The sequence below is a fragment of the Streptomyces sp. ALI-76-A genome (assembly GCF_030287445.1).
Taxonomy (GTDB): domain Bacteria; phylum Actinomycetota; class Actinomycetes; order Streptomycetales; family Streptomycetaceae; genus Streptomyces.
In genome coordinates, this window is the sequence record NZ_JASVWB010000002.1 from 5,031,801 (window position 1) to 5,046,366 (window position 14,566).

Consider the following 14,566-nt stretch of genomic DNA (forward strand, 5'->3'; position numbering starts at 1 on the left):
CTCCTCGTCGGGTCATCCGGATTTCCGTCCCCGCCGGGTCATCCTGCCGTTTCCGTGCGCCCGCCCGCGTGGCTGTGCCGCGCCCGGCATGACGCGCGGGCGCCCGGAAACCCACAGCCTGTGGACAACCGGACGCCCCTCGAACCAATCGCGTTAACATGACGAGAAATCGTCCGGTACCCAGAGCGGACTGGAACGGGAAGGCCGCCGTCGCGTGAGTACAGTGCAACAGCCAGACCCCAAGGACCGCCCCGCGCGGCTCACCGTCGGCGTCGTCGGCGCCGGCCGCGTGGGCCCCGCGCTCGCCGCGTCCCTCCAGCTCGCCGGACACCGTCCGGTGGCCGTCTCCGGGGTCTCGGACGCCTCCCGGCGCCGGGCCGCGCAGATGCTGCCCGACGTGCCGCTCGTGCCGCCCGCCGAGGTCATGGCCCGCGCCGACCTGGTCCTGCTGACCGTCCCCGACGACACCCTGCCCGGCCTCGTCGAGGGCCTCGCAGAGACCGGTGCCGTACGGCCGGGACAGCTCCTGGCGCACACCTCCGGCCGGTACGGCGCACAGGTCCTGGACCCCGCCCTGCGCGCGGGCGCGCTGCCGCTGGCCCTGCACCCGGCGATGACCTTCACCGGCACCCCCATGGACGTGCAGCGCCTGGCCGGCTGCTCGTTCGGCGTCACCGCCCCCGAGGAGCTGCGGCTGGCCGCCGAGGCACTCGTCATCGAGATGGGCGGCGAGCCCGAGTGGATCGCCGAGGAGATGCGGCCGCTCTACCACGCGGCGCTCGCCCTGGGCGCCAACCACCTGGTCACCCTGGTCGCCCAGTCCCTGGAACTGCTGCGCGCGTCCGGCGTCGAGGCCCCCGACCGGATGCTCGGCCCGCTGCTCGGCGCCGCCCTCGACAACGCCCTGCGCTCCGGCGACGCGGCCCTGACCGGCCCCGTCGCGCGCGGGGACGCGGGCACGGTCGCCGCCCACGTCGAGCAGTTGCGCAGGCACGCCCCGCAGACCGTCGCCGGCTACCTGGCCATGGCGCGCGCGACCGCGGACCGGGCGCTCGCACACGGCCTGCTGAAGCCGGAACTCGCGGAGGACCTCCTCGGGGTACTCGCCCACGGGACCGACGGCACCGAAGGGGACGCCCCATGACCACCGCCCTGCTGCGCACCGCCGACGCCCTGCACGCCCGCGCGCGCGAGGGCCGCCGCGCCGTCGTGATGACCATGGGCGCCCTGCACGAGGGCCACGCCACGCTCGTCCGCACCGCGCGCGAGATCGCCGGGCCCGACGGCGAGGTCGTCGTCACCGTCTTCGTGAACCCGCTGCAGTTCGGCCGCGGCGAGGACCTCGACCGCTACCCGCGCACCCTGGACGCCGACCTCGAACTCGCCGAACAGTCCGGCGCGGACGCGGTGTTCGCGCCCTCCCTGGACGAGGTGTACCCGGGCGGCGAGCCCCAGGTCCGGATCAGCGCCGGCCCCATGGGGGAGCGCCTCGAGGGCAGCTCCCGCCCCGGCCACTTCGACGGCATGCTCACCGTCGTCGCCAAGCTGCTGCACCTCACCCGCCCCGACATCGCGCTGTACGGGCAGAAGGACGCCCAGCAGCTCGCCCTGATCCGCCGCATGGTGCGCGACCTGAACTTCGGCGTCGAGATCGTCGGCGTCCCCACCGTGCGCGAGGACGACGGCCTGGCCCTGTCCAGCCGCAACCGCTACCTCTCGCCGGACGAGCGGCGCACGGCGCTCGCCCTGTCCCGCGCGCTGTTCGCCGGCCGCGACCGGCACGCGGCGCAGGAGGCGCTGCGCGCGCGGGCCCGTGAAGTGCCCGCCACGCGCGCGCGTGCCGAGGCGCTGAGCGCCATAGGCGAGTCCCGCGCGGCGGCCGACACGCACGCCGTCGTGAAGGCCGCTCCCGCCGGCCCCGCGGCGGTCCGCGCGGCGGCCCGCCTGGTCCTCGACGAGGCCGCCCGCCTCAGCCCCCCGCTCGCGCTGGACTACCTGGCCCTCGTCGACCCGTCCGACTTCACCGAGATCGAGGACGACTTCACCGGCGAGGCCGTCCTCGCCGTCGCCGCCCGGGTCGGGACGACCCGGCTGATCGACAACATCCCCCTGACCTTCGGAGCCGCCTCGTGACCAGCACAGGCATACGACTGCACGCGCCCGCGCCCGGGTGGGACATCGCCGCGGACGTCGTGGTCGTCGGCTCCGGCGTCGCCGGCCTGACCGCCGCCCTGCGCTGCGAGGCGGCCGGCCTGACGACGGTCGTCGTCACCAAGGCCCGCCTGGACGACGGCTCCACCCGCTGGGCGCAGGGCGGCATCGCCGCGGCCCTCGGCGAGGGCGACACGCCCGAACAGCACCTGGACGACACGCTGGTGGCGGGCGCGGGCCTGTGCGACGAGGAGGCCGTCCGGATCCTCGTCACCGAGGGCCCCGATGCCGTACGCCGGCTCATCGAGACGGGCGCCCACTTCGACGAGTCGTCCGAAGGACGCCTGGAACTCACCCGTGAGGGCGGCCACCACCGCCGCCGTATCGCCCACGCCGGCGGCGACGCGACCGGCGCGGAGATCTCCCGCGCGCTGGTCGAGGCGGTCCGCGCGCGGGGCCTGCGCACGATCGAGAACGCGCTCGTCCTGGACCTCCTCACGGACGCCGACGGCCGCACCGCCGGTGTCACCCTGCACGTCATGGGAGAGGGCCAGCACGACGGTGTGGGCGCCGTGCACGCCCCCGCGGTCGTCCTCGCGACGGGCGGCATGGGCCAGGTCTTCTCCGCGACCACCAACCCGTCCGTGTCGACGGGCGACGGCGTGGCGCTGGCCCTGCGCGCGGGCGCGGAGGTCTCCGACCTGGAGTTCGTGCAGTTCCACCCGACGGTGCTGTTCCTGGGCCCGGACGCGGAAGGCCAGCAGCCGCTGGTCTCCGAGGCGGTGCGCGGCGAAGGCGCCCACCTGGTGGACGCCCACGGCGTGCGCTTCATGGTCGGGCAGCACGAACTCGCGGAGCTCGCCCCCCGGGACATCGTCGCCAAGGGGATCATGCGCCGCATGCAGGAACAGGGCGCCGAGCACATGTTCCTCGACGCGCGGCACTTCGGCGCCGACATGTGGGAGCACCGCTTCCCGACGATCCTCGCCGCCTGCCGCGCGCACGGCATCGACCCGGTGCACGAGCCCATCCCGATCGCCCCGGCCGCCCACTACGCCTCCGGCGGCGTCCGCACCGACCCGCACGGCCGCACCACCGTCCCCGGCCTGTACGCGTGCGGCGAGGTCGCCTGCACCGGCGTGCACGGTGCGAACCGGCTCGCGTCGAACTCCCTCCTGGAGGGTCTGGTCTACGCGGAGCGCATCGTCGCCGACATCGCGGCGAGCCGCGTCGGCGACGGCCTCCACGCGCGCGTGCCCGCCCCGGTCGAGCACCCCGAGAAGCCCGCCCACCCCCTGCTCGCCGCCGAGGACCGGTTCACGATCCAGCGGATCATGACGGAGGGCGCCGGCGTCCTGCGCTCCGCCGCGTCCATGGCCACCGCGGCCGACGCCCTCCAGCGGCTGCACACCGAAGCCCGGGACGCCCTCGACGAGAACGGCAAGACCGCCGAGCCCGGCGTCGACACCTGGGAGGCCACCAACCTGCTGTGCGTGGCCCGCGTCCTGGTCGCCGCCGCCCGCCTGCGCGAGGAGACCCGGGGCTGCCACTGGCGCGAGGACCACGCCGAGCGCGACGACGCCCGGTGGCGCCGTCACATCGTCGTACGACTCAATCCGGACCGCACACTCGCCGTACACACCACCGATACCGCAGACTTCCCCCCGACCCGGCAGCACCAGCCGGCGCAGCGTCCCCAGGAGCAGTGACCAAAGTGAGCACCCCCGACCTTCCCCTCGCGCCGACCGGCGGCTGCGGCGACGGCTGTGCCTGTGGCGCCGACGGCGGCGAGGAATACCTGGAGTGCGGGCTCGACCCCGCGCTCGCCCAACTCCTGGCCGACGCGGGTCTCGACCCGGTGGAGGTCGAGGACATCGCCAACGTCGCCATCCAGGAGGACCTCGACCACGGTGTGGACGTGACGACCGTCGCGACCATCCCGGAGGACGCCGTCGCCACCGCCGACTTCACCGCACGCGAGGCGGGCGTCGTGGCCGGCCTCAGGGTCGCCGAAGCGGTCCTCTCGGTCGTCTGCACGGACGAGCTGGAGGTCGAGCGGCACGTGGAGGACGGCGACCGCGTCGAGGAGGGCCAGAAGCTCCTGTCGGTCACCACCCGCACCCGCGACCTCCTGACCGCCGAGCGCAGCGCGCTGAACCTCATGTGCCGCCTGTCGGGCATCGCGACCGCCACGCGCGCGTGGGCGGACGCCCTGGAGGGCACCAAGGCGCGCGTGCGGGACACCCGCAAGACGACGCCGGGCCTGCGCTCCCTGGAGAAGTACGCGGTGCGCTGCGGCGGCGGCGTCAACCACCGCATGTCGCTGTCCGACGCGGCCCTGGTCAAGGACAACCACGTGGTCGCAGCGGGCGGCGTCGCCCAGGCCTTCAAGGCCGTACGGGAGGCCTTCCCGGACGTGCCGATCGAGGTCGAGGTCGACACCCTGCACCAGCTGCGCGAGGTCGTGGACGCCGGCGCCGACCTGATCCTGCTGGACAACTTCACGCCGGGCGAGTGCCAGGAGGCGGTGGCCCTCGTCCACGGCCGCGCGGCGCTGGAAGCCTCCGGCCGGCTCACCCTCGGCAACGCCAAGGCCTACGCCGACACCGGCGTCGACTACCTCGCCGTAGGGGCCCTCACCCACTCCTCGCCGATCCTGGACATCGGCCTGGACCTGCGCGAGGCGGAGTAGCCGCGATGCTCCTCACGATCGACGTGGGCAACACGCACACGGTTCTGGGCCTGTTCGACGGCGAGGACATCGTCGAGCACTGGCGGATCTCCACGGACGCGCGCCGCACGGCCGACGAGCTGGCGGTGCTGCTCCAGGGCCTGATGGGGATGCACCCGCTCCTCGGCGACGAGCTGGGTGACGGCATCGACGGGATCGCGATCTGCGCGACCGTACCCTCGGTGCTGCACGAACTGCGCGAGGTGACGCGCCGCTACTACGGCGACGTGCCCGCCGTGCTCGTCGAGCCGGGCGTGAAGACCGGCGTGCCGATCCTGACCGACAACCCCAAGGAGGTCGGCGCCGACCGGATCATCAACGCGGTGGCGGCGGTCGAGCTGTACAGCGGCCCGGCCATCGTCGTGGACTTCGGTACGGCGACGACGTTCGACGCCGTCTCCGCGCGCGGGGAGTACGTCGGCGGTGTCATCGCGCCCGGTATCGAGATCTCCGTCGAGGCGCTCGGCGTCAAGGGGGCGCAGCTGCGGAAGATCGAGGTGGCACGTCCCCGCAGCGTGATCGGCAAGAACACCGTCGAGGCGATGCAGTCCGGGATCATCTACGGGTTCGCCGGCCAGGTGGACGGGGTCGTGAACCGGATGGCGCGGGAGCTGGCGGAGGACCCGGAGGATGTGACGGTCATCGCCACGGGCGGACTCGCGCCGATGGTGCTGGGCGAGTCGTCGGTGATCGACGAGCACGAGCCGTGGCTGACGTTGATCGGACTGCGGCTGGTGTACGAGCGGAACGTGTCCCGCATGTGAGCGTGCGCGCGGTGGGGCGGCGTGGGGTGACGTTCTGCCCCTGCCGCCCCACGCGTTCCCGGACCGTACGAAGAGCCGGCGGACACGGTCCGTGCGAGCCGGACGCGGACCGGCGCCGGGAAAGGCCCGCCAGGGCCGCGCGTCCGGGCGGGTGGCTTCCCGGCGCCACACCCAAGCGTCTTATGTCAAATTTGTCTGATTAGCGCGTATCGTCGCCGCATGCCCACGCCATACGGATCCCGCGGCGGCATGGCGTTCGGTGCGGAGGAGCTGCGTGTGCTCCGTCGCGCTCTCGCCCTCGCCCTCCACCCCACGCCCGCCTCGGCCAAGGACGTCCAGGACTGCCTCCGCCTCGCCGAGTCCCTCGACGAGGCGACACGCGAGGGCGCTCGGCTGCGTGCCTTCCTGGTGGCCGACCTCGCCCGGTACCGCGCCGCCCTCCCCGGCACCGTCGCCGGCTACCTCGCGCTGCTGGAGGAGGCGCTCGGCGCCGGACACCGCCCGCACCCCGACGACCTGGCCGCCCTGCGGGCCCTGCGGGGCAACCCCGTCGCGGCCGCTCTCCTCGACCGCTGCCGGACACCGGCCGAACGCGACGTACGGGCGCACCCGGCCCGCGGCACCGTCCGCCGGGCCGCTGAGGCCCTCTCGGCCGTTCCCGCCTCCCGCAGGCGTCTCAAGGCGCTCCCCGGGGGCCGTTCCGCGGCCACCGACGACCCCGGCGCGGGACGGTACGGAGCCGAGCGGCCCGCGGAGGAGCCGTCGCAGGGATCCGTCCTGAACCTCGCGCAGGACTTCACCCCGGACCCCGGGTCGCGGCACCGCGTCCTGGATGCCGCGGACGATCAGGCCGGGGAGCCCGCCCGGAAACCCGAGCCCAAGCCGGCCGAGCGCCCTGAGCGGCCGGCTCCCGAGCCGCCCGGTCCGGCCGACCCCAGGCCGAGCCGCCCGGTCCCCACTCCGGGCGAGGTCTTCCCCCGCCGCAAGCCGACGTCCCCGCCCGAGAGCCCACCGCAGCAGCTCGCCGTGGGCTGAGCGGGCCGAGTCCGCCGTACGGGGGTGGTGCGCCCCACTTCGCCCCACCCCGCCCCGGGCGTCCCCGGGCCCGTGGCTACTCTGGACGCATGGACTACGTCTCCGCGCTCCTGCCCCCGGTCGTGATGGCCGTGTTCTTCGTCGGTCTGATCAGGGTGATCGTGAAGACCCAGGGCGGGGCCAACAAGGCCAAGGAGGACGCGGCCGTGGACGCCGCCCTCACGCGCACGGAAGGTCTCCGCCAGAACTCCCCGAACCGCGACGCCTGAGCGGACGGGCGCGGGGCGGCCCGCGCTCGCCCTGCCCGTCCGTCGTGGCGGAGACCTCCAGAGACACCTGTAGGCGTACGACTCGCTCCTTCCCGAGTCGTACGCCCTTTTTGTGGCTGCCTGTCAGGAAAGCGCACGTCCGTCACGCGAATGACGGGATCTCCCACTATTGTGCTGAGTTGTGCCTCGCCCATTGGGAGAACTCGAAGACGCGGTCATGACGCGGGTGTGGAAGTGGAACCGCCCGGTGACCGTTCGAGAAGTCCTGGAAGATCTCCAACAGGAACGGTCCATCGCGTACACCACGGTGATGACCGTTCTGGACAATCTCCATCAGAAGGGCTGGGTGCGCCGTGAGGCGGAAGGCCGGGCCTATCGATATGAGGCGGTCTCGACCCGGGCCGCGTACGCCGCCGCCCTGATGAACGACGCCTGGTCCCAGAGTGACAACCCGGCAGCCGCTCTCGTCGCGTTCTTCGGGATGATGAGCGATGAACAGCGACTTGCCCTGCGGGACGCCGTTCGCATCGTCGAGGGGCCGGAATCGTCCGAAGCGGCGCCCGCCCCCGAAACGGGCGGCCCGAACCCCGGCTCGGCACCGGAGGGCCACGGGCGATAGCGTCCGCTCATGTCAGCAGAGAGCTCAGCGGAGAGTCCAGCCGCGGAGAGTCCCGAAGTCACCGCGAAAGCCATCACCGTCCGGCGGGCCCGGACCGGCGATGTCCCGGCCGTCCGGCGTCTCCTTGACGCGTACGTCCGCGACCGCATCCTGCTCGACAAAGCGATGGTGACGCTTTACGAGGACATCCAGGAGTTCTGGGTCGCCGAACGGGACGACAACGCCGAGGTCGTGGGCTGCGGTGCCCTGCACGTGATGTGGGAAGACCTCGCGGAAGTCCGCACTCTCGCGGTGAAGCCCGGCCTGAAGGGCGCCGGTGTCGGCCATCAGTTGCTGGAGAAGTTGCTGCACACCGCGCGCTGGCTCGGTGTTCGGCGTGTTTTCTGCCTGACCTTCGAAGTGGACTTCTTCGGCAAGCACGGCTTCGTGGAGATCGGCGAGACACCCGTCGACACCGATGTCTACGCGGAGCTGCTGCGTTCCTATGACGAAGGCGTGGCGGAGTTCCTCGGTCTCGAACGAGTGAAACCGAACACCTTGGGCAACAGCCGGATGCTTCTGCATCTGTGATCGCCAAGGCGTGGCAAGGAGCCGACAAGGCTCGATCCGGAAGACCTATTCCGCCCGGCCGACCCCTGCCCAGGTTCCCTATGTCCGAAACGCGCACGTTTCCGGACTGTGCGGGGTCGGTCAGTCTCTCCCAGGGGTTTGTGTTTTTCCAGCAAAAGCGGTTTGCTTTCCGACGTACTGCAGTACTGCATATAACAGGGGACGGCGAAACGGCGGACGCCGTAGACCCCAGGCCCTCACGTTATGGATGAAAGGAAATCCGGTGGCACAGAAGGTTCAGGTCCTTCTTGTCGATGACCTCGACGGCGGCGAGGCGGACGAGACCGTCACGTTCGCGTTGGACGGCAAGACGTACGAGATCGATCTCACGACCGCCAATGCGGACAAGCTGCGCGGCCTTCTCGACCCTTACGTGAAGGGCGGCCGGCGTACTGGAGGCCGTGCTTCGGGTGGGCGTGGAAAGGCGCGTGCCGCTTCCGGCGGCAGCCAGGACACCGCGCAGATCCGTGCCTGGGCGAAGGAGAACGGTTACGAGGTCAATGACCGCGGCCGTGTTCCGGCGTCCATTCGCGAGGCTTACGAGAAGGCCAACGGCTGATCGAGGGATCCGGCGCGGCGTGGATCCGGCCGACGCGGGGCCTGGCTCAGTGCCGGGTCCGGGGGACGGTCGACGGCCGGGCGCACGCGCGGCGCAGCCGCAGGCGATGGCACTGTGTCGCCACGGTGCTCAGCACACGTACGAGATCGGGGGCGCCCCCACCGCCCCCCAGCGCCGACACCGTCGGCAGCGAGGCCTCCACCTCGCACCCAGGCTCGGGGGGCCGCATCCACACGGCGGCCCCCTGCATGTCCCCGGAGAGGCCCGGAGGGAACGGCCGCACGCCGGCCGCGGCCGGACCGGCCGGTGCCGGGGGAGCGGTGAACCGCGTCGTCGTGGCAGGCCCCGGCCCGGAGCCGCGCGGACCGGGCGCGGGCCGACCCGCCTCACGGGGCGGACGTGCCGCCGTCGACAGCTCCCGTTCGCGGCGAGGCCCCCGGTCAGGGGGAGCCGGCGCGTCCATCACGCCTCCCTCGCCGATCATCGCGAGGTCGAGCGGCAGCGTGCCCCACTCCAGCCAGTCCAGCAGCCCCGGAAGTTCCTCCGCGCTGCCCGCGGCCACCAGGAAACGCATCCGGCCGTCCTGCAGGGCCACCGGAGAACCGGCGGACAGGTGACGCAGGGCCGCCCGTCCCGCCTCGGCCGGCACGTCCAGGACGTCGAAGCGCAGACCGACCGAGAGCCGTACCGGAATGCGGGGATTCCCCGGCGGCACCGGAGTTCCCCACGTTCCCGCGGTCGGCCGCGTTCCCGGGCCGCTCTGCGTTCCCGAAGTGCTCCGGGTCGGCGGAGTTCCGGATTGCCCGGCGGACGCGGGCACGGTCGGCCAGCCCAGTTCGTTCTCGTACCACCGGCGGATCTCGTCGCTCGGATCGAGCGGCCGGCGGGGGAGGGGGACCGCGGGGAGATCCGTGGTGACCGGAGGGAGGGTGCCAACCATGCCAAGTGCAACCGGCGAAGAGGCCCGCGAGTTACGCTGGGTGGCCTCGCGGGCGCGCAGAGTTTCGAAAGAGAGGGCGTGCGGGGGTGCGGGGAGGCACAAGGTTGTTCGCCCATAGCGGAGCGAACCGGCTCGCGCGGCATGGACCGTCCGTCGCAGCGGGTAAGACATCCCTAGTGGGAGGGGGCGACACGCAGGACAGGCCGTCTCACGTTCGCCATCGGCGTACTGGGGAAGGGGGTAAGTGCTTGGCCTGCGGGAACATCGTCTCGCACCATCAGGTTGGAGCATATGTCGGCGTTCGGGGTCAGGAGGCCAAGGACGGTGTCGGCAGTTGGAATGAGCGGTCCCCGCTTGCGGGACTAAGCTGCGGAAGGACAGGGAGGGGAAGTTCCCCCCACTGCCTGACCGCTCTGAGGAGCGATTAACGATGTTCGAGAGGTTCACCGACCGCGCGCGGCGGGTTGTCGTCCTGGCTCAGGAAGAAGCCCGGATGCTCAACCACAACTACATCGGCACCGAGCACATCCTCCTGGGCCTGATCCACGAGGGTGAGGGTGTCGCCGCCAAGGCCCTTGAGAGCCTCGGGATTTCGCTCGAGGCGGTCCGCCAGCAGGTGGAGGAGATCATCGGCCAGGGCCAGCAGGCCCCGTCCGGGCACATCCCCTTCACCCCCCGTGCCAAGAAGGTCCTGGAGCTGTCGCTCCGGGAGGCCCTTCAGCTGGGCCACAACTACATCGGCACGGAGCACATCCTGCTCGGCCTGATCCGCGAGGGCGAGGGCGTCGCCGCCCAGGTCCTGGTCAAGCTGGGCGCTGATCTCAACCGCGTGCGGCAGCAGGTGATCCAGCTGCTCTCCGGTTACCAGGGCAAGGAGACCGCCACCGCCGGCGGGCCTGCCGAGGGCACGCCCTCGACGTCCCTGGTCCTCGACCAGTTCGGCCGCAACCTCACCCAGGCCGCTCGTGAGTCCAAGCTCGACCCGGTCATCGGGCGCGAGAAGGAGATCGAGCGGGTCATGCAGGTGCTGTCCCGCCGTACCAAGAACAACCCGGTCCTGATCGGTGAGCCCGGCGTCGGCAAGACCGCCGTCGTCGAGGGCCTCGCCCAGGCCATCGTCAAGGGCGAGGTGCCCGAGACCCTCAAGGACAAGCACCTCTACACCCTGGACCTCGGCGCGCTGGTCGCCGGCTCCCGCTACCGCGGTGACTTCGAGGAGCGCCTGAAGAAGGTCCTCAAGGAGATCCGCACCCGCGGCGACATCATCCTGTTCATCGACGAGCTGCACACGCTGGTCGGTGCGGGTGCCGCCGAGGGCGCCATCGACGCCGCTTCGATCCTGAAGCCGATGCTGGCCCGCGGTGAGCTGCAGACCATCGGCGCCACCACGCTGGACGAGTACCGCAAGCACCTGGAGAAGGACGCGGCCCTCGAGCGCCGCTTCCAGCCCATCCAGGTCGCGGAGCCGTCCCTGCCGCACACCATCGAGATCCTCAAGGGTCTGCGTGACCGGTACGAGGCGCACCACCGCGTCTCCATCACCGACGAGGCACTGGTCCAGGCCGCCACCCTGGCCGACCGGTACATCTCGGACCGCTTCCTGCCGGACAAGGCGATCGACCTGATCGACGAGGCCGGCTCCCGGATGCGTATCCGCCGGATGACCGCGCCGCCGGACCTGCGCGAGTTCGACGAGAAGATCGCGGGCGTGCGTCGCGACAAGGAGTCGGCGATCGACTCCCAGGACTTCGAGAAGGCGGCGTCTCTCCGCGACAAGGAGAAGCAGCTGCTCGCCGCGAAGGCCAAGCGCGAGAAGGAGTGGAAGGCCGGCGACATGGACGTCGTCGCCGAGGTCGACGGCGAGCTCATCGCCGAGGTCCTCGCGACCGCCACCGGCATCCCGGTCTTCAAGCTGACCGAGGAGGAGTCCTCGCGTCTGCTGCGCATGGAGGACGAGCTCCACAAGCGGGTCATCGGCCAGGTCGACGCCGTCAAGGCGCTGTCCAAGGCGATCCGTCGTACGCGTGCCGGTCTGAAGGACCCGAAGCGTCCCGGTGGTTCGTTCATCTTCGCCGGCCCGTCCGGCGTCGGTAAGACCGAGCTGTCCAAGGCGCTCGCCGAGTTCCTCTTCGGTGACGAGGACGCGCTGATCTCCCTCGACATGTCGGAGTTCAGCGAGAAGCACACGGTGTCGCGTCTGTTCGGTTCGCCCCCCGGATACGTGGGTTACGAAGAGGGCGGCCAGCTGACCGAGAAGGTCCGCCGCAAGCCGTTCTCCGTCGTCCTCTTCGACGAGGTCGAGAAGGCCCACCCGGACATCTTCAACTCGCTGCTGCAGATCCTGGAGGACGGTCGTCTGACCGACTCCCAGGGCCGGGTCGTGGACTTCAAGAACACGGTCATCATCATGACGACCAACCTCGGCACCCGGGACATCTCCAAGGGCTTCAACCTGGGCTTCGCGGCCTCGGGCGACAAGAAGACCAACTACGAGCGCATGAAGAACAAGGTCTCGGACGAGCTCAAGCAGCACTTCCGGCCCGAGTTCCTCAACCGCGTCGACGACGTGGTCGTCTTCCCGCAGCTGACGCAGGAGGACATCCTGCGGATCGTCGACCTGATGATCGGCAAGGTGGACGAGCGCCTGAAGGACCGGGACATGGGCATCGAGCTCTCCCAGTCCGCCAAGGAGCTGCTGTCGACCAAGGGGTACGACCCCGTGCTGGGCGCGCGGCCGCTGCGTCGCACCATCCAGCGCGAGATCGAGGACTCCCTGTCGGAGAAGATCCTCTTCGGCGAGCTGCGCCCCGGTCACATCGTGGTCGTGGACACGGAGGGCGAGGGTGAGACCAAGACCTTCACCTTCCGCGGCGAGGAGAAGTCGGCGCTGCCGGACGTCCCGCCGATCGAGCAGGCGGCCGGCGGAGCCGGACCGAACCTGAGCAAGGAGGCGTAAGCCTCAGGGCGACGCCAGAAGGGGCCGGTGCTTTCGAGCACCGGCCCCTTCGTCATGCCTTTTCCGCGTGCCTTTTCGTCACGTCTGAACGCGGCTACGGCGCCGCGCGCACCGTCGCGTTATGAGCACCGTCGCGTTACGACAACTGCCCGTTGTAGTCCGGCAGCTTGTACGTCTTCTCGGCGTGGCCGCCGGACAGGTCGGTGGTGTTGTTGCCGATGTTGGCGATGATCGTGTAGCCCTTGGACTCGACGTCGACGCGCTGGGCGGTCTTGTAGGTGGCGACGTCCTTGAAGAGGTCGCCGAAGCTGCGGACGTAGAGCCCGGAGACCTCGTAGCCGACGTGTTCGAGGTTGTAGTCGGTCACCGAGGCGATGATGCCGGGGCGGGCCGTCACGAAGAACAGGGAGACGCCGTGCTCCTGGGCGTACTCGGCGACGTCCAGCACGGGCTGGTTGGCCGGCTGCGGGTAGCTGAAGCCGAAGTCGGTCTCCAGCGTGGTGTTGTCGATGTCGAAGACGATCGCCTGCTTCTCGCCCGGCTTGGCGGCGGCTATGCGCTGCTTCAGATAGGGCAGCGCCTGGTTCATCACGGCCTGGCAGTCCCGCTGCCAGGTCGCGTAGTCGACGTCCGCGGCGGCTGCCGGGGACGTGGCGGTGCTGGTGGTCGTGGCGGTGCTGGTGGTCGTCGTCGCGGCCTCGGCGGGGACGGCCAGCGCCACGAGGGCGGCGGCGGAGACGGCGGTGACGGCTGCGCGGTGTGCCCAGGGGTGTCTCATGGTCATGTGGGGGGTTCCTCTCCCGTCCGGACGTTCTGCAGTTGTCGGGTGCATGCTCGTTCGCGGGGATGGCGCGAGGGGAACCGTAGGGTTACTGGACGGTAAGTGGCTAGAGGCGTGCGTCACATTGGGCCGTGGACCATGAAATTCGGAGGGTGAGCCGGGCCCGGACCTCTGGCTCACGAGACCCCATTGTGTAGATCGTCAGGCGTCTTGGCGGAGTAGCGCCGGTCACATTCCGGAGTTCGTCGGTGTCGCCCGGTGGTGACAAGCCGCACAGGCGATTTGTCCGTTACTAGCGGGAATAGTGGAAACGGTCGCACTGACAAAAGGGACTTATCGCCGGGAGTGGCCGAAGGGGTTGCCCGTCCTGGGCTGATTTGGCCCTGATGGTTGCTCTGTCAAGGAGCGTTGCTCTTTGGGGCGCGGTACTAGCTTGTGTCGTAGTTGGGTGGTTTGTGGGGATGCCGGATCGCCGGATACCAAGGGGTGGTCCGTCCGGCGGGTGTCAGTGCGCCGGATGGTTTTTCTGTCCCCGTCCCCATGAGGTTCCGAATGTTCCCGCGTGTCTCGTTCCGTTCTTCCCGTACGTCCCCCCTCCGCGCTCGCGCGGCCGTGCTGGCCGCCGGCCTGGGAGCGTCGGCCGTGCTGGGGGCCGGAGTCGCGGCCGCCGCCACTCCCGCGGCGGCCGGTACCGCTGTGCAGGCGAAGACCGTCGCCGCCAAGAAGGCCGCTTCCTGGGTCGACCCGGTGAAGAAGTACAAGCTGTCCGCCAGCTTCGCCCAGGCCGGCGGTATGTGGCAGTCCACCCACAGCGGGCAGGACTTCGCCGTGGCGAGCGGCACCGACGTGGTCGCCGCGCACGGCGGCACCGTCGTCAAGGCGGGTGGCAACGGCGCCGGTGACGGTCCCGCGTACGGCAACGCCGTGGTCATCAAGCACGGCAGCAAGACGTTCTCCCAGTACGCCCACCTGTCCCGGATCGACGTGAAGGTCGGCCAGGTCGTCAAGACCGGTCAGCACATCGCCCGTTCCGGCAACACGGGCAACTCCAGCGGTCCGCACCTGCACTTCGAGATCCGTACGAGCGCCAACTACGGGTCGGCCATCGACCCGGTCGCCTTCCTGCGCTCCAAGGGTGTGACCGTCTAGCGG

General features: G+C 70.9%; 14 protein-coding genes. 12 read left to right on the plus strand and 2 right to left on the minus strand.

What is annotated here, in order from left to right:
* The first annotated feature begins 214 nt into the window (after positions 1-214).
* From QQS16_RS23515 to QQS16_RS23560, 10 genes are all read left to right on the plus strand, one after another.
* Positions 215-1,144: a Rossmann-like and DUF2520 domain-containing protein gene (locus tag QQS16_RS23515; RefSeq protein ID WP_286063812.1), complete on the plus strand. Its 930-nt coding sequence runs from the start codon at positions 215-217 to the stop codon at positions 1,142-1,144.
* Entirely contained in the window at positions 1,141-2,133 is a 993-nt protein-coding gene (panC, locus tag QQS16_RS23520) for a pantoate--beta-alanine ligase (protein WP_286063813.1), read from the plus strand. The genes QQS16_RS23515 and panC overlap by 4 nt, the downstream gene beginning before the upstream one ends.
* A complete protein-coding gene (locus tag QQS16_RS23525) occupies positions 2,130-3,860 on the plus strand; it encodes an L-aspartate oxidase (RefSeq protein ID WP_286063815.1) in 1,731 nt (576 codons plus the stop codon). Before panC ends, QQS16_RS23525 begins: the two co-directional genes overlap by 4 nt.
* A gap of 5 nt (positions 3,861-3,865) precedes the next feature.
* Positions 3,866-4,843 (plus strand): carboxylating nicotinate-nucleotide diphosphorylase, encoded by a 978-nt coding sequence (nadC, locus tag QQS16_RS23530; RefSeq protein ID WP_286063816.1) that lies wholly within the window; start codon positions 3,866-3,868, stop codon positions 4,841-4,843.
* Between the two features lie 5 nt (positions 4,844-4,848).
* Positions 4,849-5,646, plus strand: a complete 798-nt coding sequence (locus tag QQS16_RS23535) for a type III pantothenate kinase (protein WP_286063817.1) — start codon at positions 4,849-4,851, stop codon at positions 5,644-5,646.
* 249 nt (positions 5,647-5,895) lie between these two features.
* Positions 5,896-6,681: a hypothetical protein gene (locus QQS16_RS23540; RefSeq protein ID WP_286066430.1), complete on the plus strand. Its 786-nt coding sequence runs from the start codon at positions 5,896-5,898 to the stop codon at positions 6,679-6,681.
* An 89-nt stretch (positions 6,682-6,770) separates the two neighbouring features.
* A complete protein-coding gene (locus QQS16_RS23545; protein WP_286063819.1) occupies positions 6,771-6,950 on the plus strand; it encodes a hypothetical protein in 180 nt (59 codons plus the stop codon).
* 181 nt (positions 6,951-7,131) lie between these two features.
* Positions 7,132-7,569 carry a BlaI/MecI/CopY family transcriptional regulator gene (locus QQS16_RS23550; RefSeq protein ID WP_286063820.1) on the plus strand — a complete coding sequence of 146 codons (438 nt, stop codon included), beginning with the start codon at positions 7,132-7,134 and terminating at the stop codon, positions 7,567-7,569.
* 9 nt (positions 7,570-7,578) lie between these two features.
* The gene (locus tag QQS16_RS23555) at positions 7,579-8,139 is read left to right on the plus strand and encodes an amino-acid N-acetyltransferase (RefSeq protein WP_286063821.1); all 561 of its coding nucleotides are present in this window, start codon (positions 7,579-7,581) and stop codon (positions 8,137-8,139) included.
* Positions 8,140-8,401: 262 nt separating this feature from the next.
* Positions 8,402-8,737, plus strand: a complete 336-nt coding sequence (locus QQS16_RS23560; RefSeq protein WP_149512141.1) for a histone-like nucleoid-structuring protein Lsr2 — start codon at positions 8,402-8,404, stop codon at positions 8,735-8,737.
* Between the two features lie 46 nt (positions 8,738-8,783).
* Here QQS16_RS23560 and QQS16_RS23565 read toward each other — a convergent pair whose 3' ends face one another.
* Positions 8,784-9,677 (minus strand): SCO3374 family protein, encoded by an 894-nt coding sequence (locus tag QQS16_RS23565; protein ID WP_286063822.1) that lies wholly within the window; start codon positions 9,675-9,677, stop codon positions 8,784-8,786.
* Positions 9,678-10,107: 430 nt separating this feature from the next.
* On the opposite strand from QQS16_RS23565, the gene QQS16_RS23570 reads away from it, so the two are divergent.
* Positions 10,108-12,633: an ATP-dependent Clp protease ATP-binding subunit gene (locus tag QQS16_RS23570; RefSeq protein ID WP_286063823.1), complete on the plus strand. Its 2,526-nt coding sequence runs from the start codon at positions 10,108-10,110 to the stop codon at positions 12,631-12,633.
* A 136-nt stretch (positions 12,634-12,769) separates the two neighbouring features.
* Here QQS16_RS23570 and QQS16_RS23575 read toward each other — a convergent pair whose 3' ends face one another.
* A complete protein-coding gene (locus QQS16_RS23575) occupies positions 12,770-13,417 on the minus strand; it encodes an HAD family acid phosphatase (RefSeq protein ID WP_286063825.1) in 648 nt (215 codons plus the stop codon).
* A 549-nt stretch (positions 13,418-13,966) separates the two neighbouring features.
* On the opposite strand from QQS16_RS23575, the gene QQS16_RS23580 reads away from it, so the two are divergent.
* Positions 13,967-14,563 (plus strand): M23 family metallopeptidase, encoded by a 597-nt coding sequence (locus QQS16_RS23580; protein ID WP_286063827.1) that lies wholly within the window; start codon positions 13,967-13,969, stop codon positions 14,561-14,563.
* Positions 14,564-14,566 lie beyond the last annotated feature (3 nt).